Raw genomic sequence first — 24,283 nt, forward strand, 5'->3', positions numbered from 1 at the left:
GCTCACGACCGCTTCTCCTCGCGCTTCGGCGCAGATGTATCCTTGACCAGATAGCCGGTGACCGAGCGCTTCTTGTCGAGCCAGGTCTGGGCGGCTGCGCGCACCTGTTCGGCGGTGACCGCCTTGATGCGGTCGGGCCAGCTACGGATGTCCTCGACGCTGAGGCCCGTGGTGAGTGCCGCGCCATACCAGCGCGCCAGCGAGGCCTGGCTGTCCTGCGCATAGGTGGCTTCGGCGACGAGCTGCGTCTTGACGCGTTCGAGGTCGGCAGCCGGCACCGGGTTGGTCGCGAGGTCGGCGATCACGGCGTCGATGGTCTTTTCGATATCGGCGAATTCGGTGCCCGGCTTCGGCGAGGCTGAAATCATGAACTGTGCGCTGTCGAGCGCGGTGCCCTGGTAGCCGGCACCGGCATTGATCGCGAGCTGTTTGTCGATGACGAGGGCGCGGTAGAGATATGAGTTCGCGCCGCCGCCGATCAACTGGCCGAGCACATCGAGTGCCTGGCTCTCGCCGGCCGCAGCGGTGGTTGCCGACGGCACCAGATAATAGCGGCGCAGGCTTGTCTGTTCGACACGCGGATCGGAGAGCGTGACCGTGCGCGGCGCGGCGGGCGTCGGCTCCTGTGGGCGCATGCGGCGTTCGGGGATCGCCGGCTGTGCCGGGACCACGCCATAGGTGCGCTCCACCATCGGGCGGATCTCCTGCGGGTCGACATCGCCGGCGATGATCAGCGTCGCATTGTTAGGGGCGTAGAAGCGCTTGTAGAAGGCGAGCGCGTCCTCGCGGTCCAACTTCTCGATCTCCTGATGCCAGCCGATGATCGGGCGGCCATAGGGATGGTTGAGATAGAGCGCAGCCATGATCTGCTCTGACAGCCTTGCATCCGGGCTGTTGGCGACGCGCATGTTGTATTCTTCCAGCACGACGTCGCGCTCGGGCAGCACGTTCTCGTCCTTCAGCACCAGGCCGGTCATGCGATCGGCCTCGAATTCCATCATCTTGCCCAGCTGGTCCTTGCTGATGCGCTGATAGTAGCCGGTATAGTCGGTCGAGGTGAAAGCGTTCTCCTCGCCGCCGACGCGCTGCACGGTCTGCGAGAACTCACCGACCGGATGTTTCGCGGTGCCCTTGAACATCAGATGTTCGAGGAAATGCGCCAAGCCTGACTTGCCCGGCGTCTCATCGGCCGAGCCGACCTTGTACCAGATCATCTGCGTCACGACGGGCGTGCGGTGATCCTCGATCACCACGACCTGCATGCCGTTATCGAGCTTGAACGTGGTTGGCGGTTTCGCCGTCACCGTCTGTGCGCGGGCGCCCGATATGGCGAGGGCGGGAGCCAGCAGCACAGCGACGACTGCGACGGATCGTACGGCAAGTCGGAATGAAGAGGTCATGGCGGGGCTAACAGCTCCAAAGCATGGGGGAAGAAAGCAAAGAGAAAGGCATGACCAAGCCATCGCGCGGGACACATCCGCGCGTGCAGGCTGATCGCAGTGAAAGGACGTCTTTGGAATGGCAGCGCAAAGGGAGCGCTGCGATCAGAACTTACCCGTCATCGGGTTGATGTTGTAATCGTTCTTCATGGTTTCCTTCGGCCCGGTGCCATAGGCATAGCCCGAGGCAGGCGTCTGGTAACCGGCCGGCGGCTGGGTCAGCGACTCGCGTGTCGGCTCGCCCTTGAATTCGGCGGTCTCGCCCTTGTTGCTGCCGAACATGTTCTTGAACAGGCCACCCTCATAGCCGAGCTGCTTTGGGCTCAGCACGATGTTCTTGTTCGGGTCGCCTGGCGAGGAATTGTCCACGGCGGACGAGGCGCCACGTGCGCGCTTCGGCGCCATCTCGCGCGGGGTCAACGGACGCGCGGCTTCCAGCACTTCTTCCGGACGTCCGGTCTTGGCGTTGGCGGCGGCTGCGCGGCGCTGCTGCACGTCGGGATCCTTCGGCCAGTTCGCGACAGGTGCGGGGCCCTTGGCATCCGGTGGCGGCAGGTCGATCTTCGGCGGCACCACTAGCGGCGAGCGCTCACGATAATCGATCCCGGTGTTTTCCATGTTGGTACCGCCGAGACCGGTCATGATCTGCTTGATGACCTTCTGCTCGAACGGCTGGTCTTCTTCCTCGGCATCCTGGGCGCGTGCGGCCCCTGCGGACATCACGAGACCAACGCTAAGGGCAACGGCGGTGAGGCGCAGGGCGCGCATCCAGGCGCCCGATGAAGTGTGCAGAGCCCAACCGGTTTCGGTCTCGCGCATCGTGTTCATCCTGTTCAAATATCTGGCGGATCGGCAAGAATCCGAAGAATCCTGGTGCGGTTCCGCTGGTATCGCCCTTGGCCTTGCGTATCGGCTGGGATCAGGGCGCTTTTGCGGCGGGTACCGTGAAGAAAGAGTCATACAGCAGGGCCGCTACACCGGCAACAATGGCGACATCGGCAAGGTTAAACACGTACCAGTTGTAGGTCTTGCCGGCGATTTCCACGTGCAGGAGGGCGAAATCGACCACGGCGCCATAGGCGAACCGGTCGATGGCATTGCCGATCGCGCCCCCGATGATCAGTCCCAGCCCGATCGTGGCCAGTCTGGTCTCCGATTTCGCCATCCAGACGGCCAGCGCCACCACCGCGATCGCCTTGATGGCCACCAGCACGACCTGACCGGTGGGGCCGGAATCGGAGAACCAGCCGTAGCTGATGCCGGTATTCCAGGCCAGGACGAGATCGAAGAACGGCGTGATCCTGACCAGGCCGCGATGGCCGAGATCGAAGCCATAGAGCAGCCACAGCTTCGTCGCCTGATCGATGATCAGGACGGCGATGGCTGCGATCAGCCCGGAGCGGACGGCTGGTTTCAAACAGCCACTCCCAGCGCCTTCCATTCCCGCAGCGCCTGCGCATCGCGCGGGGTGACGTCGGGATACTCCTTGTCCTCACCGACCGTCGGCAGGATCTTCCACGACCGCGCACATTTGGTGCCGACAGCCTTTTCGACCACAACGGCTACGCCGGGCACGTCGTTCAGCGCGAAGGCGTCTGCGGGCGCTTCGGCATTGGTCAGCATCGCATTCGAGGTGATGCAGATTTCGGCCAGATCGACGTCGGCCAGAATGGCGAAGATCGCCTTGTCGGTGACATGGATCAGCGGCGAGGCCTCAAGCGACGAGCCGATGTTCTTGGCAGCACGTTCCACTTCCAGCGCGCCGGTGACGACGCGGCGGACATTGCGGATGGTGTCCCACTTCGCGGCGAGCGCCTCGTTACGCCATGCCGGCAGCGTCTTCTGGAAAGTTTCGAGATGCACCGACACGGAGCTGCTGCCATAGCGCGACAGCCATGCTTCTTCGGCGGTGAAGCTCAGAATGGGTGCGAACCAGGTCACGATCGAACGGAACAGGTAATCGATCACGGTCAGCGACGCCTTGCGTGTTACCGACGACGGCGCATCGCAATACAGCGTGTCCTTGCGGATGTCGAAATAGAACGCCGACAGTTCGGTGTTCATGAAGGCGGCGAGTGTGGCCACCACCGTCTTGTAGTCGAAATCGGCATAGGCCTGCCGCACGACACCGTCGACTTCGGCGAGACGATGCAGCATCAGCCGCTCGAGCTCCGGCATATCGTCGGCCTTGATGCGATCCTCGTCGTGGAAATGCGCGAGGCTGCCGAGCATCCAGCGCACGCTGTTGCGCAGCTTGCGATAGGTCTCGATGGTGTTCTTGATGATCTCCGGGCCGATGCGCTGGTCGTCGGCATAATCGGTGGCGCAGACCCACAGGCGCAGGATGTCGGCGCCGGAGTCCTTGATGATCTTCTGCGGCTCGATGGTGTTGCCGATCGATTTCGACATCTTGCGGCCGTTCTCGTCGAGCGTGAAGCCGTGGGTCAGCACGACGTCGAAGGGCGCGCGGCCGCGGGTGCCGCTGCTCTCCAGCAGTGACGACTGGAACCAGCCGCGGTGCTGGTCGGAGCCTTCCAGATACATGACGGTGTCCGCGCCGCCCTGGGCCTTGCGCTTGATGCCGGCAAGGCCGGGGAAGTGCACGGGGTCTTCGAGCACGAAGGCGTGTGTGGAGCCTGAGTCGAACCAGACGTCGCAGATGTCGTCGACTTTCTTCCACTCCTCATTGGCAAGCGAGCCGAGGAAATGTTCACGCGCGCCTTCGGCATACCATGCGTCGGCGCCTTCCTTCTCGAAGGCGTCGGAAATGCGCTTGTTGACGGCCTCGTCCTGCAGGATCTCTGCGGAGCCGTCGCCTTTCTCGCGCACGAATACCGCGATCGGCACGCCCCAGGCGCGCTGGCGCGAGATCACCCAGTCGGGCTTGGTGTTGATCATGCCGTTGATGCGGTTCTGGCCGGTGGCCGGCACCCATTGCGTGACCTTGATGGCTTCGAGGGCACGGTGACGCAGCGTGTCGCCGGACTTCGCCGCGCCATCGTCTACAATGTCCTTGTCCATCGCGATGAACCATTGCGGCGTGTTGCGATAGATCACAGGCTTCTTGGAGCGCCACGAATGCGGGTACTGATGCTTGAGGCGTGAGCGCGCCACCAACATGCCCCGCTCGACCAGCGCCTTGATGACGGCTTCGTTGGCGTCGCCCTTCTCGCCCTTGTCGTTGATTACGCGGGTGCCGGCGAAGCCCGGTGCCTGTTCGGTCAGCGCACCGTTCTCATCAACCGTGTAGGGGATCGTGGTCGCGATGCCGCGCTCGGTGAGCTGGCGGCCATTCGACGTCCAGATATCGAAGTCGTCGCGGCCGTGGCTTGGTGCGGTATGCACGAAGCCGGTGCCGGTATCGTCGGTGACGTGATCGCCGTCGAGCAGCGGCACGATGAAGTCATAGCCGCCGGCGAGACCCTTGAGCGGATGACGGCATTCCAGATCCTCGAGGATGTCGGACGACAGCTCGCTGCTCTTCTTCCATGACGTGACGCGCGCCTGTTTGAACACGCTCTCGGCCAGCGCGTCGGCGAGGATCAGCAGATCGCCGGTCTTCAGCCAGTTATCCTCCGGCGCCTCGGTGACTTCATAGAGGCCGTAAGCGATCTTGCTGGAGAACGAGATGGCGCGGTTGGCCGGCAGCGTCCACGGCGTGGTGGTCCAGATCACCACCGCAGCCTTGGCAAGCCGGCCGAACTCGGCGGCGACCGGGAATTTCACCCAGACCGCATCCGACGTGTAGTCCTCATACTCGACTTCGGCTTCGGCCAGCGCGGTCTTCTCGACCACGCTCCACATCACAGGCTTCGATCCGCGATACAGCGTGCCATTGGCCGCGAACTTCATCAGCTCGCGCGCGATCTGCGCCTCGGCGAAATAGTCCATGGTGGCGTAGCGGCCGGCCCAGTCGCCGATGATGCCGAGTCGCTTGAATTCCTCGCGCTGGATATCGAGCCACTTGTTGGCATAGGCACGGCATTCCTGGCGGAACGCGATCATCGCCGCGCCGTCCTTGAAGTTCGGCTTGGTCTTGCCCTTGGAGCGGTAGTTCTCTTCCTCGATCTTCCACTCGATCGGCAGGCCATGGCAGTCCCAGCCCGGCACGTAGTTCGAGTCGAAGCCCAGCATCTGCTGGCTCTTGGTCACCACGTCCTTGAGGATCTTGTTGAGCGCATGCCCGATATGGATGTTGCCATTGGCGTAGGGCGGGCCGTCATGCAGCACGAATTTCGGCTTGCCCTTGGCGGTCTCGCGGAGCTTGCCGTAGAGGTCGATCTCGTTCCACCGCGCCAGCATTTTCGGCTCGCTGGTCGGCAGGCCTGCGCGCATCGGAAATTCGGTCTGCGGCAAATAGAGGGTCTTGGAATAGTCGTGGGTATCAGATTTGGCGGGCTTGTCGGACATAATGGCTCTGGCTTGCTCGAATGGCGCTGAAACGCGTGAAAACGCGATGAAACTGGACGGTCCCGGTCTTGCGCCGAGCGAAGCTCAGGCGGAAGCCGGGCCGATAATGCTTATGATGGGGCGCCGTGCAGACATCCGGCACTCAATAGCAGCCGGGGAGACGATCGCAAAGGGTCGGATTAGCCCCGTTTGCCAATCACCCGGGCCGGATTGCCTGCCACGGTGGCGCCGTCCGGAACGTCCCGGGTCACGACACTGCCGGCGCCGATCACGGCGCCGTCACCGATGGTGACGCCGGGCACGATAATGGCCCCGCCGCCGATCCAGACATCGGCGCCGATTTTGACCGGCCGGCCGAATTCCAGTCCGTTGCGGCGGGTCTCGGCGTCGCGAGGATGGTCGGCGGCGTAGATCTGCACGGCCGGGCCGATTTGCGTCCGGTCGCCGATGGAGACCGCGACGATGTCCAGGATCACGCAGTTGAAATTCAGGAAAACGTTGTCGCCGAGATGGATGTTGTAGCCGTAGTCGCAGAAGAACGGCGGCCGGATCACGCAGTCGGCGCCGACCTTGCCGAAATGCTCGGCGAGCAACGTCCGTCGTTCGGCCACGGGCCGGTCCAGCTGCGCGTTGTATTTCGCGAGCCAGGCCTTGTTGGCCTTCTCGTCAGAGACCAGCTCGGGGCTGCCAGGGCGATAGAGTTCGCCCGCCAGCATTTTCTGCTTTTCGGTCCTGGTCAGTCGATGTCTCCCAGTTTCGGAAATGCATCCGGCGCGGCCGCCAGCGCGGCCCGCGCTTTGGCGCTGTCGTCGTCCATCTGGCGGATCAGGGGTTCGATGCCCTCGAATTTCATTTCATCGCGGATGAAGGCAATGAAGGCGACGTCCAGTGCCTGGCCGTAAAGGTCGCCCTTGAAGTCGAACAGGAAGACTTCGAGCAAAGGCGCGCCGTTATCGAAGGTCGGGCGGCGGCCAAAGGATGCAACGCCGTCGAAGCGCTCGTTTCCGCGGCCGACCCGCACGGCGTAGATGCCGTGCTTGAGGCCGCAATTGTTATTCAGGCGGATATTGGCGGTGGGATAGCCAAGGTCGCGGCCGAGCTTTTTGCCGTGGATCACTTCGCCGGTGATGAACCACGGCCCGTTCAGCATCTCCGTGGCCTCGGTCACCTGGCCCTCAGCCAAGGCCATGCGGATGGCCGTCGAAGACACCGGGCGCTCATCGATATCGACATGCGGCTGGATGTCGACCTCGATGCCGAGGCGCGGCGCTTCGTTGGCCAGCAGGCTGGGCGAACCGACGCGGCCTTTGCCGAAATGAAAGTCGTAGCCGACGGCGATGCCGCTGATGCCGAGACGCTCAATGAGATCGTGGTGAATGAAGTCTTGCGCCGTGGTGCTGGCGCGTCCCTTGTCGAAGGTCATGACGACGGCGCCGGCCAGGCCGGTTCCCGCCAGCAGGCGCAGCTTGGCGGCTTCGTCGGAGAGCCGGAACTGCGGCGTGTTCGGGCTGAAGAAACTGCGCGGATGCGGCTCGAAGGTCACCGCCAAAGCGCTTGTTTTATGCAGTTCCGCCATGCGTAACGCAGCACCGATGACGGCGCGGTGGCCGAGATGGACGCCGTCGAAATTACCCATTGCCACGACGCATCCGCGCGGGATGGCATTGGCGGGCGTTGTGTCGCGGATCACGCTGAAAGCAGTCGTCATGATTGGATTCGTTGGTGGTTCTGGCGGGTAAGGGACCGTGGCGCGCCCACCACGTCGAAGTCAAGCGAAGGTAAAATCGGCTTTCTTCTCGAATTTGACGAATTTCGCGCCATGGGGCGGTTAACTGGAAATTTAACCCACCCTGCTAATTCTGGCTCCGGGCCGCGGACAGCAATACTCGCCAATCCCGGTTGGAACGGTTTGCCTGACGGCAAATATCATTTTTTGCATTTGCGTATCGTGCCTCAGGGGGAATGAAGATGGCGGTTGATTTGTCGATGACGGTGCTGGTGGTGGACGATTACAACACCATGATCCGCATCATTCGCAATCTTCTGAAGCAGCTTGGTTTCGAACACATCGACGATGCCAGCGATGGTTCGATGGCGCTGGAAAAGATGCGTACCAAGAAGTATGGCCTGGTGATTTCCGACTGGAACATGGAGCCGATGACGGGCTACGACCTGCTCAAGGAAGTCCGCGCCGACCCGAACCTGTCGCAGACCCCGTTCATCATGATCACGGCAGAATCCAAGACCGAGAACGTGATTGCCGCCAAGAAGGCCGGCGTGAACAACTACATCGTCAAGCCGTTCAACGCGGCGACGCTGAAGACCAAGATCGAAGCCGTGTTCCCGGACACCGTCCCGGCGTAACCGACGAACTTCTTTCGTCAGAGCTTTTGAGTTTCGCAATGCCCGGCCTCGTGCCGGGCATTTTGCGTTTCGGCTCGCCCGGTCATTCCGGGGCGTTGGAATGCGACGACGTCACGCGCAGGCGAACTTCAGCCACTCCAATTCGAGTGGCGGGGAATCTCGATCCACACTCGTCATTCCGGGGCGCACGTAAGCGGCAGAGCCGCTGAAGTGCGAACCCGGAATCTCAGAGTGTTTTGCGCTGAACATGTCGGGATTCCGGGTTCGCGATACGCCGCCTTCGGCGCCTCCTCGCGCCCCGGAATGACAGTGTAGGGTACCCGAACATTTTTTCCTATCTCTCATTGACAGTATCCCCATCAGGTTTATATTCCCCTCCGTCCTGCCCCACCGAGAGGGGCGATCGCGATCGTCACGTTCGCGGGGCAGGATGCGGTGGACGCCGGAGATGCGGCGTTACGCGGTTCACGGGGGACGTCTGTCTTCGGGCAGGACGGATCTGCGCCAGCACTGCCACTGGCAAGGAGACGGCCGATCTTCGGATGGACAAACCCCTGGACAGTGTGACGGACGACCAAATCGAAACGCGTTCGGCCCAGTCGCTTGAGGCTACCCTGTCCCTCCGCCCTGGGACATTAATTTTGGTGATGGGACCGTTCGCCATGGCAGATGTGCAAGCAACCGAAAAAACACCGCATGCGGAACGCCGGGCAATCGCTCGGCGCCTCCGAAAGTCCTGATGCACACTAACCTGCGGAAGACCGCATTCGCATCAGGCCCAAGGGTGCAACGGGCACCCGGCGTTCCGCACGCCCTCTCACAAGGGGCGGGAATGCGAGACACGACGGCGCCCCCGCGCCGCAAACAATGGGGGCGATGACGCATGTCTGAAGGGTAGTGGCTGTTTGACAGTTGAATCTGCGATGGCGCGACGTGGACGTCCCAAACACTGCCGTCATGCCCGGCGCATGCCGGGTATCCACGTCTTGGCGACAAAGGAAGGCGTGGATGGCCGGAACAAGTCCGGCCATGACGGTGGAGAGTGATGAGTATCATAGGATGGGTAGAGCGCAGGCGCGCTTGCGCCGGAGCGAAACCCATCAATTGCAGACGAAGAAAGCGATGGGTTTCGCTGCGCTCTACCCATCCTACGATCGCACCTTACGTCAGCTCACCACTTCAATTCACGCATCAGCGCCTTCGGTGGATGGCCGAACAGTTCCTTCACTTCCGAGGCGCCCATCTGTTCGATGCCTTCGAAGTCGCCGGCATGGATGCCGCGGGTGACGAACAGCAGGTCGATGCCATAGGCGTGCGCGCCGGTGAGATCGGTGCGCACGGAATCGCCGATCGCCAGCACGCGATCCAGCGCCGTGTCCTTGCCGCGCTTCGCCTTGGCCAGCGCCATGGCCTGATCGTAGATCGGCCGATGCGGCTTGCCGTAGAAGATCACCTCGCCGCCCATCTCGCGATAGAGTTCGGCGACCGCACCGGCGCAGTAGATCAAGCGGTCACCGCGCTCGACGATGATGTCGGGATTGGCGCATACGAGCGTCAGCTTGCGCGCCAGCGCCTGGCTCATCATGTCGCGATAGTCGTCGGCGGATTCGGTCTCGTCGTCGAACAATCCGCTGCAGACGATGTAGTCGGCCTGTTCGAGCGGGGTGAGCTTCACATCGAGGCCGCGATGGATCGAACTGTCGCGGTCCGGTCCGATCAGATACATCGCCTGACCCGGCCGGCCGGCGACGAAATTGCGCGTGAGGTCGCCGGACGAGACGATGGCGTCATAGGTGTCGTCAGCGACGCCGAGCTTGCGGAGCTGCCGCTGCACGGAGTCGGCGGGGCGCGGCGCATTGGTGATCATGATCACCGTGCCGCCATTGGCGCGAAACGTATGCAACGCCTCGCAGGCTTCGGGGAACGACTCGAGGCCGTTATGGACGACGCCCCAGATGTCGCTGAGGACGACGTCGACATGTCCGGTGAGGTCGCGCAAGCGCTCGACGAAACGCAGTGTGGTCATAAATTGAGTGCCGATCAGTTCGGGCCGGTGGCGCGGCGCGCCAGCGCGGCATTGCCGGTGGTGCGCGGCGGCTCAGGCCGCGCAGGCGTGGTTGGGGCGGATCTCGCTAGGCCATTGGGGTCCGTGGGCGCCTTTGCGGGGTCCTTGGCGGAGGGATTTGGCGCACCGCCATTGGCCGGCGTTTCCGGCCTGAGCGGGCGGGGCGCCGCGAACAGGAAGCCTTGCCCGAACCGGACGTCGAAGTCGAGCAGGTCGACCACGGCCCGTTCGCCCTCGATTCGCTCGGCGATCAGGTCGATTCCGAACCGGCCGAGCAGGTCGGAGAGATCGGCCGGATGAATGTCGGAATTCGACGTCTGCTTGGGGTCGAGCAGGAGTGCTGCCGGTACCTTGATAAAGCGCACGCCGCGATCGGCGAGGTCGCGCGGCTCGATCCGCAAATCCGTGACGTGATCGATGGAGAAGCGGTAGCCGCGCTGGGCGAGGGCGGCGAGATGCTCGCTTTCGATCGGGCCGAGATTGCGGAACACGTTCTGCTTGAATTCCAGCACGAAGGACGGCGCCAGCGCGCGGTTGGCTTCGAGGAAGTCGATGCATTGCGCAAAGGTCTCGGCATTCGACAGGGTCGCGCCAGCCATGTTGCAGAACACGCCGACATCCTTGTTGCGCACCATCAGGCGGCGCAGCACCTGCATGCAGCGCAGCAGCACGATGTGGTCGATCTGGCCCATCAGGCCTGCGGCTTCTGCGGGACCGATGAACTCGTCGGCGGTGATCACCTGATCCTTGTCGTCGCGCAGCCGCGTCATCGCCTCGTAGAAGCGCACCTTGCGCTGCGGCAGCGTGACCATCGGCTGCAGATAGATGTCGATGCGGTTATCGGCGATGGCATCCTTCACCATGGCGGTGAACTGCGCATTGTCGCGCGCCGGCTTTGCCTCCGGTTTGACGACGATGGCGGGCGCTGTCGGCGTCACGGTGTCTTCGGCGACCTCGACGGCGAGCGGCACATCGGCAGCGGTCGCGGGTTTGACCGGTGGCGATGGCGGCGCGATCGCCGCAGAAACAGTCGCCGGCGCAGGCATCGCTGTCAGCATGTCTTCGTGGGTGGCGACCGATGTGGCGAGTTGCTTCACCAGCGCGCCCAATTCGCCGATCTCGCCGGCGACGGTCTGGATACGGTCCTGATTGGCTGTGCCGGCGGATGCGATCTTGCTCTCGACCACGGCGAGGCGGCGGCCGAATTCGGCGACCTGCCGGGCGAGGTCGGCGGTGCCGCGCGACAGATCGGTGATCTGACCGGTGGATTCGTTGCGGTCTTTGATGCGCATCGACACCGCGTTGTAGAGGATCATCACGGTCAGCGCCGTCAGTGCGACGATGGCCGATTCGTAGCCGCTGATGCCGGCGATCGCATACAGCACCAGGCCAAGCGAGGCTGAGACCAGCACCATGCAAATGCCGACAAAAATCGTGGAGATGCGGATCATAACGCGCGCAACATCCTCAAATCCCAACTCCTGCACGGCACGACAAAGATCCGGCCGCGAGCGCTCCCGGCGCTAAGTACCCGGCCAACCTTAGCATTATTGTTGATTCGGAAAGCAGGGCTGGGAGAACTTGCCCACCGGTGCTTTTGCACCTCAGGTGCTAGCGCGGCCGAGCGTATCGGCCATGGCGGCGCCACGTGCGCCCATCGGTTGTTCAGGTCCGACGGTGGTATCCACGGCGGTCTGGTGCTCGATCTCGGAATTCAGCTCGGCCCCGCACAGAACGATGATCGCGGACATCCACATCCACATCATCAGGCCGATGGCGGCCCCGAGCGAGCCGTAAGTGGCGCTGTAATTGCCGAAATTTGACAGGTACCAAGACAGCAGCGCCGAGCCGGCAAGCCAGAGCAGTGCCGCAGCGAGGGTGCCGATGCTGAGCCATTCCCAGCGCGCGCCGGGGCGGCTTGGACCAAAGCGGTAGAGAATGCCGAGCGCCAGCACGACCACGAGCAGCAGAAGCGGCCAGCGGGAGAGGCTGATGATCGTCTTGCTGTCGGTGGCGAGACCGATCCGGTCCAGCGTCAGCGGCAGCGCAACGACGGCGCTCACCATGAGAAGGAGCGCGGCGATGGCACCAGCGGTGAAAGTGAGCGAGAGCATATTGAGCTTGATGAAGCTGCGCTTCTCGCGCTCGCCATAGACGACATTGAGCGCATCGATCACGGCCTTTACACCGGCATTGGCGCTCCACAGCGCCAGCGCAAGGCCGAACAGGAAGGTGAGGCCGAGTTTGGCCTGACCATTGGCGAGCACGCGCGCGATCTGGTCCTGCACAATCTGGAACGAGCCATCCGGTAGCATCAGCGCCAGCGTCTGCAGATTGTCGGAGATCGTCGAGGCATCGGCGAACAGCCCGTAGCAGGAGACCAGCGCAGTGATCGCCGGAAACACCGCGAGCAGGCCGAAGAACACGACCCCGGCCGCTATCGCCAGCAGCCGATCCTCGTTGATCTGCTCATAGGTCCGCCACAGCACGTCCTTCCAGCCGGTCCATGGAATCTGCAGCGGACTGGACGAATGGCGGCCGCGTCCGGACTGGGCGAGTTCGCGGGTGAATGTCGCTGGTGGCGGGACGTCGGTGTCGCCGATCGGTTGCGGCTCATCTGCCACGGACCTCTCGGTATTGCGTGTCGAGAAAAAGCTCTGCAACGCGAGCACGGCAAAGGTTGTCGCTGCGACAAGCAGCAGACTGTCCGTGTCGGATCGGCGGACGGCCATCAGGCGTTCGCTTTGCTCGCGGGTCTGCGGGCAGGGGCTGGCTGCGCAAGGCTGCGGCGCCGGGCGAAAGCCCAGCCGGCAAGCGTCGCGGCCAGAACGAGGCCGGCTTTGACGGGGCCATTGTTTGGCAGGGGCTGAGCTGGGCGCGTGCTCGGCCTGAATTCATTGGGCGCGGCCGCGCGATGTGGTGCGGCCGATGTGACCTGCTCATGCTTGGCGGGGTTCGCATTGATTGCGACGCGCAGTCGGCTGCCGAAACTGGGAAACTGCTTCGATGGACGTTTCAGCCGGCTCGCCGCAAGGACAGCAAAGAGGACAGCGAGCACCAGCAGCAATCCGCCGGTTGCGCCAAAGGCCTGAAACAGCCCGTAGCGCAGTTCGATCCAGCGAAACAGCGCGGCGGCGCCCACCAGCAAGGTGGCGATCAGAAAGATGCCTGCGGCAGCATAAAGTCCGGCAGCGACCGCATAAGAGACCGCGATGCCCTGGGTCTGCTCACTGCGGTCACGGATATAGGACGATGTGGCGCGCTTGACCTGATTGAGCTTGAGCGCGAGCCCTGTTCGCACCAGGGCGCTTGCGAGCGGTGGCATATGGAAAGCCTCGTTCTGCGCCGGCCAAAATATGAATGTTGCGGCGACCGGCATTTGAAATTGAACGGGGAGGCATGACGAAGGTTCCGCCGTGGCGAACCTTGTGGCGTCGCGCATGGCCAACCTCAAGTGATCGCGGGGCCGAACGCTTGCCGGTTCCTGCCTGCGCTGGTACCACGCCGCTATGAGCGAAAAGTCTGAAAAGCCCAAAAAACCCCAGAAACTGCGCGCGCGCTTGCCGCGCGGCCTTGGCGACCGCGGACCGGCCGATATCGCCGCGACCCGGCGGATGACCGACACCATCCGCGAGGTCTATGAGCGCTACGGCTTCGAGCCGGTCGAGACCCCGACCATGGAATTCACCGATGCGCTCGGCAAGTTCCTGCCCGATCAGGACCGGCCCAATGAAGGCGTGTTCTCGTTTCAGGACGATGACGAGCAGTGGATCTCGCTGCGCTACGACCTGACCGCGCCATTGGCGCGCTACGTCGCCGAGCATTGGGACGCGCTGCCGAAGCCGTATCGCAGCTACCGTGCAGGTTACGTCTATCGCAACGAGAAGCCGGGCCCCGGTCGCTTCCGCCAGTTCATGCAGTTCGACGCCGACACCGTCGGCTCAGGCTCGCCGGCGGCGGATGCCGAAATGTGCATGATGGCGGCCGATGCGATGGAAGCGCTCGGCATTCCGCGTGGCAGCTATGTGGTGCGCGTCAACAACCGCAAGGTGCTCGACGGCGTGATGGAGAGCATCGGCCTCGGCGGCGACGAGAACGTCGGACGTCGCCTCACGGTGCTGCGCGCCATCGACAAGATGGACAAGTTTCCGGTCGACGAGATCAAGAAGCTGCTCGGCCCCGGCCGCTGGGATGGCGGCGAGGAAGGCAAGGGTGATTTTACCAAAGGTGCGGGACTCTCGCCGGACGATTCCGAAACCGTGTTGCGTAGCCTCGACGCTGCGAGCGAGCCGACTGCGAAGCTCGATAGCTCCGATGCATACAAGCAGGGACGCGCCGAGCTTGCCGAGATCGAAAAGCTGATCACTGCGGCGGGCTATCAAACCGATCGCATCAAGATCGATCCGTCTGTCGTGCGCGGCCTCGAATACTATACCGGCCCCGTCTATGAAGTTGAACTCACGCTTGAAACCAAAGACGAAAAGGGCCGCCCCGTTCGCTTCGGATCCGTCGGCGGCGGTGGTCGTTACGATGGTCTCGTCTCGCGCTTCCGTGGCGAGCCGGTGCCCGCTACCGGTTTCTCCATCGGCGTCTCGCGCCTGCAGGCGGCGCTGACGCTGCTCGGCAAGATCGACACCACGCCGGATTTCGGCCCGGTCGTCGTCACCGTGTTTGATCGCGACCGTGTCGCCGATTATCAGAAGATGGTTGCGAGCCTGCGCAATGCCGGCATCCGCGCCGAACTCTATCTCGGCAATCCCAAGAGCATGGGCAACCAGCTGAAATATGCCGACAGGCGCAATTCACCCTGTGTGATCATTCAAGGCTCCGACGAAAAGGCGACCGGCGAGGTGATGCTGAAGGATCTGATCCTCGGTGCCGGACTGTCGGATCTGGAAGGCGATCGCGAGGCCTATCTGCAGAAGCAGGCAGATGCGCAGACCAAGATCGCGGAAAACGATCTCGTCAGCGCGGTCCGTAAGATTCTCGACAAGCACGGCGTGAAGTGGAATTAATCCACGCGCCAACAATTGGTAGAGCAATGGGAGACTTCAATGCCTGAGATCACGATCAACCTGGCGGCCGGCCGCACCGACGAGCAGAAGAAGGGTATGATGCTCGACATCACCCAGGCGCTGGTGAAGAATCTCGGCGTCACCGCCGATGCCGTCGTCATCCAGATCAACGAAGCGCCGCTCAACAACAAGATGAAGGGTGGCCAGACCTTCGTCGAGCGCGCAGCCGCCGCGGCGAAGAAATAAGCGTCTATCCAAACACTGCAATATTCTGACGGCTGGCCATGATGGGCCGGCCGTTTCGATTCCACAGCGTCATCGCCTGGCTGGAATAACCGCCGGCGATCTGCTCGGCGACATTGCGGATCAGCCACCAGCCGTCATCGGTGGTGATCTCGTCGGTGAGCATGTCGATCGACCAGGTCATGGTGCTGATCGGCGACGGCGTTGTGGATCGAACGGAAGCTGCCGGCGGCGGCGCGTCGGCCAAGGCCAGCAACGCCACCAGCGACGGCTGGATGCCGGGCTCGCGGTGGCGCAGCCACAGCATCATCTGCGGATCCTCGCTGCCGCTGAACGGCATCGAGCCCCCCATATGCCGGCCTTCGATATGCTCCAGGAAACGCAGCGTCGGAGGCGCAAGGCGAAAGAAGTCCGGGCAATGCTCCGGTGCTTTCAGTTCCGGCGTCCCGGTCTCCACATGGGCAAAAGCCGATTCACGCGCGGCGCCGAAGCAGAACATGGCGCGGGTCGCGAGGCCTGCTTCGCCGACAAGATCGACGCTGGCGAACAGTGTCGATTTGCCCTTGCGCAGAACGCTGGTGCGCAACTGCAATGGACCGGGAGCCGGGCCGACGAAGGCGATCTGCGCCGAGCGAAGCGGCGGCACGGCGCCGAATTCATTGAGCGCAGCCTGCATGCACAGTGCCGCGGCCAGACCGCCATAGACGGTACGGCCCTGTAGCCAGTCGTCGCTGACGCTGACGGCCCAGCCGTCGCCGGAGCGCGTCATGGACGACATCAATGCGGTGAATTCGGTCATTCCGTGTTCCTGATGTTTCCTGTCGCCGGCGTCGTAACGCGCCATTGGGATGATTAGCATCATCTATAGCGGGGAACGCAGCGGTGGGAAACATCCAGTCAGCGGGCGCGCGGCTCTATTGCGACCGGTGCATGCCCTTCATCTTCTCGATGTCTTTGACATTCATCTTCATGCCGCCGGGCATCATGATGTCACCGGGCTTCTGGTCCGGCTTGCAGGCGCCGAGCCATTTGGCTTCCAGCTGCGTGGTGTTGTCACCAGTATTAGCCTTGGCGCCGCCAGTGCTCTGCGACGTGATCTTCATCGTATAGGCAGAGTTGAAATCGCCGGTGATCTCGGCATGCGATGTGCTGGTGGTGCCACCGATATTGCAGACCGAATCCGTGATATAGCCCGTCGCGGTCTTCTTCATCTCGTTCTTCGAACACATATCCTTCGCCATCGGCGAGAAGGTCGTGTTCATGAACTTGTCGGTGGTCTCGTCCGTGCAGTGCTGCATCGTCATGTCGGGCATCCCGGCGCTGCCCTGCATCTTCATTTCCCAAAGCCCAGCCTTGCGTGCCGGCAACTCGATGGGATCGGCGATGGCGGGGATTGCCCACAACATCGCAGTCGCGCTCAAAACGGAAATATTCAACAGTGAAACATAGCGTCGCATCATGCCTGGTTCTCCCCAAGCCGATGAGACGCTGTGTCGCGTAAAAAGGTTCAGTAGCGAACGCGGAGCGGCCGATCGGAGGCGCCATAGGGCACCCAGCGGCAGGCGAACGAGACGTAGGCGCCATATTCCTGCGGGGCGCTCAGGAACTTCACGACCTTGCCGTAACGCGCGCAATGATCAATCGCCAGGGCGCGAATGTCGGTCTGGCTGATCAGGGATGTGGAGATGATGCCGCCGGTGTCGTTGCCCTTGAATGGCGGCACCCAGTCGGCCTTGGCCGCGCTGCTCATGATCGCACCGCTCAGACCTGCAGCCAAAATCGCCAACCGAATCATTCGCATCACCGTCTCCATCGTCGTTATGGGCACCTTAGAGGGCATCGGCGACGCTGAAAAGAACGCCGTCCAGGTTCTGACAGAGTTGTGCGCTGGGTGTGGCCGCGATGCACTTGACCCTGCACGGGCTTCGCGGCACGTTCCGGGAACAATCATCAGACGGCGGATTCCCCATGCGCGACCTCATTTCATCCTGGAAGAAAGCCGTCCTGGCTGCCGTTACCGGCGCCGTTTTCGGGCTTATGACCCTGGCTCCCGGCGCACAGGCTGCGAACCTGCTCGAGCTGAACTTCTGGCTGTCCGGGCCGAACTACGAGGGCCGTCTGGCGGATTGCGAAGCTGGTCTCTCGACGATTTCGTCGCAGTTCCAGGACAAGGAAAGCACCTTCTGGAATTCGGCGCTGCAGATCACCGGCTTCAGCCGCGTCCATGAGACGGCATTCCGCCCCTGGACCTCCGACAACATCCCGCGCCGCTACTGCACCGCCGACGCGATGCTGACCGATGGCAAGACGCGCCAGGTGCATTACTCGATCATCGAGGATGGCGGCTTTGCCGGCTACGGCCAGGGCGTGGAATGGTGCGTCGTCGGTCTCGACCGCGACTGGGCCTATAACCCGCGTTGCCGGGCGGCGAAGCACTAAGCTTCGTTTGCGGATCCAACCCATTTTGTTCTTGAATTGTTCTTGATGCCTGATTAGGTTTGCCCTTCTCAGGGGTGGGGCGCGTCATGTTTCAGGCATTTCGATTTGTCGTTTCGCTTGGGTTTCTCGCGCTCGCGGCGCTGAGCGTCGATCCGGCCTCCGCCCAGGATCGCCGGCAGAATGCGCCGGGCGAATTCGATTTTTACGTATTGTCGCTGTCGTGGTCGCCGAGTTTCTGCGAGGTGGCCCAGGAGCGCGGCGGCAACAACCGCTCAGCCCAGATGCAATGCGGCGGCCGGCCTTACTCTTTCGTGGTTCATGGCCTGTGGCCGCAATATGACCGCGGCTTCCCGAATTACTGCGAGCGTCCGGCCCCGCGGCTGGCACGCAATATCATGCAGTCGATGCTCGACCTGATGCCCGCGCCCGGCCTGATCTTCAATGAATGGGACAAGCACGGCACCTGCTCCGGCCTCGGCCAGCGCGCCTATTTCGAAGCCATCCGCAAGGCGCGCGCCGGTATCAAAATTCCCGACGAATTTCTCGATCTGCAGCAGGCCAAGACGATTGCGCCGGACGCAATCGAGGAAGCCTTCATCAAGGTCAATCCGGGCCTCAGTAATTCGGCCATCGCCGTGACCTGCGATCGTAACCGCCTGACCGAGGTCCGGGTCTGCATGAGCAAGGATCTCCAGTTCCGCGCTTGCGAGGAGATCGATCGCCGCGCCTGCCGCCGCGATCAGGTGGTGATGCCGCCGATGCGAGGCGGCTAGCTCAACCGGCATTCCTAGCGTACTGCTGGCGCATGAATTATCGACACGCCTTTCACGCCGGCAACTTTGCCGATGTCATCAAGCATATCGTGCTGGTCCGCATCCTGACCCATCTGCAGGAGAAGCCGGCGCCGTTCCGCGTCATCGACAGTCATGCCGGCGCCGGGCTCTATGACCTGACCGGCGATGAAGCCACACGCTCCGGCGAATGGACCACCGGCATCGCGCGCGCCCTGCAGGCGCGGTTCAGCGAAGCCAGTGCGCCGCTGGTCGCGCCCTATCTCGACATCGTCCGGTCATTCAATGCGCCGCGCGAACTCAAAGCCTATCCCGGCTCGCCGCTGATCGCGCGCGCCTTAATGCGGCCGCAGGACAGCATGGTGTGCTGCGAGGTCGAGCCGCAGGCGCGCAAGAAGCTGATCTCCGCGCTACGCAGGGACGAGCAGGCGCGCGTGGTCGATATCGATGGCTGGATCGGTCTGCCGGCCTATGTGCCGCCGAAGGAACGACGCGGCGTGGTGCTGATCGATCCGCCCTATGAGGATAAGAACGAATTCGCGCGGATGGCTGCAGTGTTCGAGCAGGTCTATGCCAAATGGGCGACCGGCATTTACATGCTGTGGTATCCCGCCAAGAGCCGCCGCGCCACCGATGAGCTGGCGCAGCACGTCGCCGCGACGGCTGCTGCATCTGCCACACCTGGTAAATGCCTGCGCCTCGAATTCAGCGTTGCACCGCAAACGGCGGATGGCCCGCTGACCTCGACGGGACTTTTGATCGTCAATCCGCCGTGGAAGCTCACTACGGAGCTCAAGGAAATCCTGCCGCAACTCGAGAAGCCGCTTGGCCTTGGCGGCGCCGGACGCTTCCGGCTCGAGACGGCCAAACCCTGACGTCGCACGGCCTGCGCTGAACTACGCAAACTCCAACTATCAAACGGCGCCGCCAAAAACGGTAGTCAATCCCGGCGGAACCGTATTAAGCTGCTGGCATTATGACTGGCTTTACGTTCCGCTTCCGCGAATGGTTGCGGCGGAGTGACGTGGCCCAAATCGATATTGAAACAAGGCCTAGCTTCCGTGGAGTGAATGTCCGGTCGGTCGCAGCGCGAAAGCGCCGCGGCGGAGCATTGCGGGGAGGGACCCGATGGGCATGAGCGGTACGGTCAAGTTTTTCAATGGCGAGCGTGGCTACGGCTTCATCAAGCCGGACGATGGCGGCCGGGACGTGTTTGTGCACATTACCGCAGTCGAGCGCGCTGGCCTGAAGGACCTGATCGAAGGACAGCGGATCACCTTCGAGGTCGAGCCCGACAAGAAGGGCAAGGGCCCCAAAGCGGTCAATCTGGTCATCACAGGATAGCGGCGGATCCAGCTTGGGAGTGGGCCATAAAAAATCCCGGCCGCAGTGCGGCCGGGAGTGGATGGCGATGGTTTCTTGTACTTGGAGTCGACGTATCTGGAGACGAAGTACTTGAAGACGAAGTCCGGACGCGAGGCGTCGGGAGCCGGACTTAGAAGTGATAGTTCACGCCGATGCGCACAGTGCCGAAGCTGAGCGCGCTGTCGGTGCCAGTGAGCGTGTAGGTGTTCTTGGACAGATCGACATAGAGATATTCGATCTTGGCGGTCCAGTTCTGGTAGATGCCGACTTCGGCGCCGACGCCGGCGGTCCAGCCGACCGAAGTCTGCGACTGCTGCAGGCCGTTCAGCTCGGCTTCGAGGCTGCCGAAGGAGAGACCGGCGGTGCCGTAGAGCAATACGTTGTTGAAGGCGTAGCCGATGCGGCCGCGCGCGGTGCCGAACCAGGGGTTCGAGAACTTGTAGGTGGCGAAGCGGTCATCCGCGCCTGTGCCCTGAAGATCGCCTTCGAGACCGAACACGATGTTGCCGCTCTGCCAGTTGTAACCGCCGGTCACGCCGCCGGCGATGCCCGAGGGCTTCGCGCCGGTGTTGGAGACGCTCCCCCATTCGTAACCGAGAGTGGCGCCAAGATATGGGCCGGCCCAGCTATAGGCGTTGAGCGGCTGGGCGACGGTATAGGGGGCGCGCGACCGGTAAGGCATGTCCGCCGCATGTGCTGTTGTCGCACCTGCAGCCACGAGGGCGACTGCTGCGAACGCAAACTTACTCATCTCAACTCTCCAAAATACGCGTTACTGCCGGCCCATGGGAGCGCGCTCGGGATCTGCCGAACGAAGCCTTAGGGTTACGGAATTCCATCTTTTATCGAGACGATTTATCGAGAGTTTTAGATTAAGCGGTCCTTAACGGGCCGCTGCGGCGCCGTATTGGCGTTAAAAGAGTCTTACTTTTGGCAATCCGCGAATTTCCTGGGGCGGGCGGCCAAAATCCTGTGGCCTGCCGCGAGCAGCCGGAAAACCGGCCGTTGCGAGGGCATTTCCGGTCGCACGAATGCTAGCGATGACCCGCTACAGCGCTTAAATTGACCTCATGATTCAAGACCCCACCGAGCCGCGGCACGAGACATCATCCGAGCCCGCAGCAGAGCCAGGTTCCGACAGCCCTAGTTCCGGGCAGGCCACCCAGTCCACCTTGCAGGCGCCACCCGACCTCGAACCGGAACCCGCGGCGGCCGACGACGAGGAAGACGGCGCGCTCCCGGATACTGGCGATGACGATTCCGGCGACGTGGTCGCTGAGGGCCCGCTGGCGCTCGGCCGCGCGGCCATCGAACATGCGGTACGCCACGCCCCGACTTCGCCCGGCGTCTACCGGATGCTGAATGCGGCCAACGACGTGCTGTATGTCGGCAAGGCCAAGAACGTGAAGAAGCGGTTGTCGTCCTATGCAAGGCCGACCGGGCAGGTGATGCGCATCGCACGCATGATCGCGGCGACCGTGGTGGTGGAAATCATCTCGACCGCGACCGAGACCGAAGCATTGTTGCTTGAGGCCAATCTCATCAAGCAGCTGCGCCCGCGATTCAACGTGCAGCTCCGCGACGACAAGTCTTTTCCGTATATTCTGATCTCAGGCGATCACTGGGCGCCCCAGATTCTGAAGCATCGTGGCGCGCAGTCGCGGCCCGGCCGCTATTTCGGTCCATTCGCGTCGGTGGGCGCGGTCAACCGCACCATCACGGCACTGCAGCGCGCGTTCCTGGTGCGGTCGTGCACGGATTCCTTTTTCGAGAGCCGCACGCGCCCGTGTCTGCTGTATCAAATCCGCCGCTGCTCTGGCCCCTGCACCGGCGAGATCGATTTTCCCGGCTATACCGAGCTGGTGCGTGAGGCGAAGGACTTCCTGTCCGGCCGCAGCCGGGCGGTGAAGCAGCTATTGGCCGGCGAAATGGAGAAAGCGTCGGAAGAACTCGCCTTCGAGCGCGCCGCGCTGTATCGCGACCGCCTTGCAGCCCTGTCTGCCATCCAGTCGCAGCAAGGCATCAATCCGCGCACCGTGGAGGAGGCCGACGTCTTCGCCATCCATCAGGAAGGCGGTTATTCCTGCGTCGAGGTGTTCTTCTTCCGTACCGGCCAGAACTGGGGCAACCGCGCCTATTTCCCCAAGGCCGAAAAATCATACACGCCGGAGGAAGTGCTCGGCTCGTTTCTGGCGCAGTTCTACGAGGACAAGCCGCCGCCGAAGATGGTGCTGCTGTCGCATGCCATCGAGGAAAGCGAGCTGCTGGCCAGCGCGCTCGGCGTCAAGGCAGGTTTCAAGGTCGAGGTGCTGACACCGCAGCGCGGCGAAAAGAAGGAGCTGGTCGTCCACGCGCTGACCAATGCCCGCGAAGCGCTTGGCCGCAAGCTCGCCGACACGGCGACGCAGACGCGTCTGCTGGAAGGCATGTCGAAGATGGCGGGCATGGCCACGGTGCCGAAGCGCATCGAAGTCTATGACAATAGCCATATCCAGGGCACCAACGCGGTCGGTGCCATGATCGTGGCGGGGCCGGATGGCTTCATCAAGAACCAGTACCGCAAGTTCAACATCAAGTCGGAAGGGCTCACGCCCGGTGACGACTACGGGATGATGAAGGAGGTGCTGCAGCGCCGTTTCAAGCGTCTGCTGGTGCCGCCGGTTGAGGGCGAGGTGGTCAAGCCAAAGGACGATGACGTGCCGCTATGGCCCGATCTCGTCATCATCGATGGCGGCCGCGGCCAGCTCAATGCAGTCAAGGAGATCTTCGACGAGCTGAAGCTGACCGATGTGACCCTGATGGCTGTGGCCAAGGGGCCGGATCGTGACGCCGGCCGTGAGACCATGTTCATTCCTGGCCGCGATGCCATCAAATTGGAGCCCCGGGACCCCGTTCTGTATTTTATCCAGCGGCTGCGCGACGAGGCGCATCGGTTCGTCATCGGATCGCACCGCACACTGCGCAAGAAGGACATCCGCGAGGCCGGATTGCAGGAAATCCCGGGGATCGGCCCAACCCGCAAGCGGGCACTCCTGCACCATTTCGGAACGCTGAAAGAGATCGAGCGGGCCTCCGTAGGCGACCTCGGCAAGGTTCCCGGCATCTCGGCCGAGAGCGCCCGCAAGATTTTCGACTTTTTTCACCCCCAGCCAGTGGCCAGATGACCGCAAAGATGGACGAGACGTAATCTGGCTGTCGCATGCCTTGGGGCAGTTTTGCGGTAAACTAAGCCGCGCCGCTTCGCTGGCGGTTGACCTCTGCGCTCTGGCAGTATTGGTAAGACGGATGACAGTGACCACGAGACGGGCCGCGAATTCCGCGATGTCCCTGCCAAATATCCTGACCATGGCCCGCATTGCCGCCATTCCGGTGGTGGTCGGCTGCATCTATTCGCAGTCGATCATGGATGGCCCGCTATGGCTGCGCTGGGTCGCGCTGGCCGTCTTTATCGGCGCCGCGGTCACGGATTTTCTCGATGGCTATTACGCCCGGATTTGGAATCAGCAGTCGGCCTTCGGCCGGATGCTTGATCCGATCGCCGACAAGCTGCTGGTGGCCTCTTGCCTGCTGATGCTGGCGGCCGATGGCATCATCCATGGCTGGACCCTGTGGGCCGCCATCGTGATCCTGTGCCGCGAAATTCTGGTCTCGGGCCTGCGTGAATATCTCGCCGCACTCCGTGTCAGCGTCCCGGTCTCCAGGGTGGCGAAGTGGAAGACGACGGCCCAGTTGATCGCCATCGGCTTCCTGCTGGCCGGTGAGGCCGGCGATCAGGTGATCCCGATCACGACGCAGCTCGGCCTGTTGCTGCTGTGGATTTCCGCGCTCGTCACCATTTATACGGGCTACGACTATTTCAGGGCTGGCATTCACCACCTCATTGCGGAGGATGCATGAAGGTCGTCTACTTCGCCTGGGTGCGCGAGCGCATCGGCAAGGCCGAAGAGACGGTCGAGCCGCCAGCAGCCGTGCGCACAGTCGGCGATCTGATCGGATGGCTGAGCACGCGCGGCGACGAATATGCCTATGCGTTCGAAACGCCGAAAGTGATCCGCGCTGCCATCGACCATACCCATGTGCGGCCGGACACCGTGATTGCTGGCGCCCGCGAGATTGCATTCTTCCCGCCGATGACCGGCGGTTGATTTACCA

At 62.7% G+C, this 24,283-nt stretch carries 24 protein-coding genes; 10 read left to right on the forward strand and 14 right to left on the reverse strand.

What is annotated here, in order from left to right:
- Nucleotides 1-2: 2 nt before the first annotated feature.
- The 6 genes from AB8A50_RS27090 to AB8A50_RS27115 all read right to left on the reverse strand — a co-directional run bounded on the left by AB8A50_RS27090 (nt 3) and on the right by AB8A50_RS27115 (nt 7,557).
- Nucleotides 3-1,400 (reverse strand): M16 family metallopeptidase, encoded by a 1,398-nt coding sequence (locus AB8A50_RS27090; RefSeq protein WP_439079535.1) that lies wholly within the window; start codon nt 1,398-1,400, stop codon nt 3-5.
- 144 nt (nt 1,401-1,544) lie between these two features.
- A complete protein-coding gene (locus tag AB8A50_RS27095; RefSeq protein ID WP_089263592.1) occupies nt 1,545-2,258 on the reverse strand; it encodes a hypothetical protein in 714 nt (237 codons plus the stop codon).
- Nucleotides 2,259-2,358: 100 nt separating this feature from the next.
- On the reverse strand, nt 2,359-2,880 hold the full coding sequence (gene lspA, locus AB8A50_RS27100) for a signal peptidase II (RefSeq protein WP_089261855.1): 522 nt from the start codon (nt 2,878-2,880) through the stop codon (nt 2,359-2,361).
- A complete protein-coding gene (ileS, locus tag AB8A50_RS27105; RefSeq protein WP_439079536.1) occupies nt 2,853-5,849 on the reverse strand; it encodes an isoleucine--tRNA ligase in 2,997 nt (998 codons plus the stop codon). The genes lspA and ileS overlap by 28 nt, the downstream gene beginning before the upstream one ends.
- A gap of 179 nt (nt 5,850-6,028) precedes the next feature.
- Nucleotides 6,029-6,589, reverse strand: coding sequence for a sugar O-acetyltransferase (locus AB8A50_RS27110; RefSeq protein WP_439080042.1), 561 nt, complete (start codon nt 6,587-6,589; stop codon nt 6,029-6,031).
- Nucleotides 6,586-7,557, reverse strand: coding sequence for a bifunctional riboflavin kinase/FAD synthetase (locus AB8A50_RS27115; RefSeq protein ID WP_093759349.1), 972 nt, complete (start codon nt 7,555-7,557; stop codon nt 6,586-6,588). The genes AB8A50_RS27110 and AB8A50_RS27115 overlap by 4 nt, the downstream gene beginning before the upstream one ends.
- Nucleotides 7,558-7,817: 260 nt before the next feature.
- Here AB8A50_RS27115 and AB8A50_RS27120 point away from each other — a divergent pair, with 260 nt between their 5' ends.
- Nucleotides 7,818-8,213 carry a response regulator gene (locus tag AB8A50_RS27120; RefSeq protein ID WP_089263591.1) on the forward strand — a complete coding sequence of 132 codons (396 nt, stop codon included), beginning with the start codon at nt 7,818-7,820 and terminating at the stop codon, nt 8,211-8,213.
- A gap of 1,171 nt (nt 8,214-9,384) precedes the next feature.
- On the opposite strand, the gene AB8A50_RS27125 is transcribed toward AB8A50_RS27120, so the two are convergent.
- The 4 genes from AB8A50_RS27125 to AB8A50_RS27140 all read right to left on the reverse strand — a co-directional run bounded on the left by AB8A50_RS27125 (nt 9,385) and on the right by AB8A50_RS27140 (nt 13,603).
- Nucleotides 9,385-10,239, reverse strand: a complete 855-nt coding sequence (locus AB8A50_RS27125) for a TIGR01459 family HAD-type hydrolase (protein ID WP_439079537.1) — start codon at nt 10,237-10,239, stop codon at nt 9,385-9,387.
- 14 nt (nt 10,240-10,253) lie between these two features.
- A complete protein-coding gene (locus AB8A50_RS27130) occupies nt 10,254-11,729 on the reverse strand; it encodes an EAL domain-containing protein (protein ID WP_439079538.1) in 1,476 nt (491 codons plus the stop codon).
- A gap of 153 nt (nt 11,730-11,882) precedes the next feature.
- Complete coding sequence (locus AB8A50_RS27135) at nt 11,883-13,010, reverse strand: YihY/virulence factor BrkB family protein (protein WP_439079539.1); 1,128 nt, start codon at nt 13,008-13,010, stop codon at nt 11,883-11,885.
- The gene (locus tag AB8A50_RS27140; protein WP_439079540.1) at nt 13,010-13,603 is read right to left on the reverse strand and encodes a phage holin family protein; all 594 of its coding nucleotides are present in this window, start codon (nt 13,601-13,603) and stop codon (nt 13,010-13,012) included. The genes AB8A50_RS27135 and AB8A50_RS27140 overlap by 1 nt, the downstream gene beginning before the upstream one ends.
- Before the next feature lie 184 nt (nt 13,604-13,787).
- Between AB8A50_RS27140 and hisS the strand changes: the two genes are divergently transcribed.
- Nucleotides 13,788-15,293: a histidine--tRNA ligase gene (gene hisS, locus AB8A50_RS27145; RefSeq protein ID WP_439079541.1), complete on the forward strand. Its 1,506-nt coding sequence runs from the start codon at nt 13,788-13,790 to the stop codon at nt 15,291-15,293.
- A gap of 39 nt (nt 15,294-15,332) precedes the next feature.
- The gene (locus AB8A50_RS27150; RefSeq protein ID WP_093759344.1) at nt 15,333-15,539 is read left to right on the forward strand and encodes a tautomerase family protein; all 207 of its coding nucleotides are present in this window, start codon (nt 15,333-15,335) and stop codon (nt 15,537-15,539) included.
- 4 nt (nt 15,540-15,543) lie between these two features.
- Here AB8A50_RS27150 and AB8A50_RS27155 read toward each other — a convergent pair whose 3' ends face one another.
- The 3 genes from AB8A50_RS27155 to AB8A50_RS27165 form a co-directional block, all read right to left on the reverse strand.
- Nucleotides 15,544-16,335 carry a thioesterase family protein gene (locus AB8A50_RS27155; protein WP_439057342.1) on the reverse strand — a complete coding sequence of 264 codons (792 nt, stop codon included), beginning with the start codon at nt 16,333-16,335 and terminating at the stop codon, nt 15,544-15,546.
- A 115-nt stretch (nt 16,336-16,450) separates the two neighbouring features.
- Nucleotides 16,451-16,996: a DUF3617 domain-containing protein gene (locus tag AB8A50_RS27160; protein ID WP_439079542.1), complete on the reverse strand. Its 546-nt coding sequence runs from the start codon at nt 16,994-16,996 to the stop codon at nt 16,451-16,453.
- 47 nt (nt 16,997-17,043) lie between these two features.
- Nucleotides 17,044-17,337 (reverse strand): hypothetical protein, encoded by a 294-nt coding sequence (locus AB8A50_RS27165; protein ID WP_068731365.1) that lies wholly within the window; start codon nt 17,335-17,337, stop codon nt 17,044-17,046.
- A gap of 167 nt (nt 17,338-17,504) precedes the next feature.
- Here AB8A50_RS27165 and AB8A50_RS27170 point away from each other — a divergent pair, with 167 nt between their 5' ends.
- The 4 genes from AB8A50_RS27170 (at nt 17,505) to AB8A50_RS27185 (ending at nt 20,110) form a co-directional block, all read left to right on the forward strand.
- Nucleotides 17,505-17,975: a hypothetical protein gene (locus tag AB8A50_RS27170; RefSeq protein WP_439079543.1), complete on the forward strand. Its 471-nt coding sequence runs from the start codon at nt 17,505-17,507 to the stop codon at nt 17,973-17,975.
- An 86-nt stretch (nt 17,976-18,061) separates the two neighbouring features.
- Nucleotides 18,062-18,748, forward strand: coding sequence for a ribonuclease T2 family protein (locus tag AB8A50_RS27175; protein ID WP_439079544.1), 687 nt, complete (start codon nt 18,062-18,064; stop codon nt 18,746-18,748).
- Between the two features lie 32 nt (nt 18,749-18,780).
- Nucleotides 18,781-19,641: a 23S rRNA (adenine(2030)-N(6))-methyltransferase RlmJ gene (locus AB8A50_RS27180; RefSeq protein WP_439079545.1), complete on the forward strand. Its 861-nt coding sequence runs from the start codon at nt 18,781-18,783 to the stop codon at nt 19,639-19,641.
- A gap of 253 nt (nt 19,642-19,894) precedes the next feature.
- On the forward strand, nt 19,895-20,110 hold the full coding sequence (locus AB8A50_RS27185; RefSeq protein ID WP_068731145.1) for a cold-shock protein: 216 nt from the start codon (nt 19,895-19,897) through the stop codon (nt 20,108-20,110).
- A 151-nt stretch (nt 20,111-20,261) separates the two neighbouring features.
- On the opposite strand, the gene AB8A50_RS27190 is transcribed toward AB8A50_RS27185, so the two are convergent.
- Nucleotides 20,262-20,882, reverse strand: a complete 621-nt coding sequence (locus AB8A50_RS27190; protein ID WP_068731146.1) for an outer membrane protein — start codon at nt 20,880-20,882, stop codon at nt 20,262-20,264.
- A 319-nt stretch (nt 20,883-21,201) separates the two neighbouring features.
- On the opposite strand from AB8A50_RS27190, the gene uvrC reads away from it, so the two are divergent.
- The 3 genes from uvrC (at nt 21,202) to moaD (ending at nt 24,276) form a co-directional block, all read left to right on the forward strand.
- Nucleotides 21,202-23,295 (forward strand): excinuclease ABC subunit UvrC, encoded by a 2,094-nt coding sequence (uvrC, locus tag AB8A50_RS27195; RefSeq protein WP_439079546.1) that lies wholly within the window; start codon nt 21,202-21,204, stop codon nt 23,293-23,295.
- A gap of 121 nt (nt 23,296-23,416) precedes the next feature.
- On the forward strand, nt 23,417-24,028 hold the full coding sequence (gene pgsA, locus AB8A50_RS27200) for a CDP-diacylglycerol--glycerol-3-phosphate 3-phosphatidyltransferase (RefSeq protein ID WP_089261825.1): 612 nt from the start codon (nt 23,417-23,419) through the stop codon (nt 24,026-24,028).
- The gene (moaD, locus tag AB8A50_RS27205; RefSeq protein ID WP_068731149.1) at nt 24,025-24,276 is read left to right on the forward strand and encodes a molybdopterin converting factor subunit 1; all 252 of its coding nucleotides are present in this window, start codon (nt 24,025-24,027) and stop codon (nt 24,274-24,276) included. Before pgsA ends, moaD begins: the two co-directional genes overlap by 4 nt.
- Nucleotides 24,277-24,283: the final 7 nt, after the last annotated feature.

Origin of the sequence: Tardiphaga sp. 841_E9_N1_2, assembly GCF_051811065.1 — a bacterium.
Taxonomy (GTDB): domain Bacteria; phylum Pseudomonadota; class Alphaproteobacteria; order Rhizobiales; family Xanthobacteraceae; genus Tardiphaga; species Tardiphaga robiniae.